The organism is Flavicella sediminum (genome assembly GCF_006381105.1).
GTDB classification, from domain to species: Bacteria; Bacteroidota; Bacteroidia; order Flavobacteriales; family Flavobacteriaceae; genus Flavicella; species Flavicella sediminum.
In genome coordinates, this window is record NZ_VDET01000068.1 from 1 (window position 1) to 212 (window position 212).

Annotated in this window: 1 pseudogene; it reads right to left on the reverse strand. The window is 42.0% G+C overall.

What is annotated here, in order from left to right:
- A pseudogene (locus FGM02_RS18300) lies at positions 1-212 on the reverse strand (hypothetical protein); the annotation flags it as partial.

The following is a 212-nucleotide window of genomic DNA, read 5'->3' on the forward strand; positions in this document are numbered from 1 at the left end:
TTATGGGCTAAAGGTCCAGGAGCCACAGGAGGCGCTTCGCCATTATTTAAAAAAGCAATAGCTTCTGGCGATTTTAAATAAACGGCATAAATTAAGGCAGCGGCAATCCAAGCCATATAATGACCTACATACATACCTGCTGCAGTTGCCCATCCTGCTTTTGCTTCTTTGGCAAAACGAAATACCGATAAATCAGACATACCAATATGCAT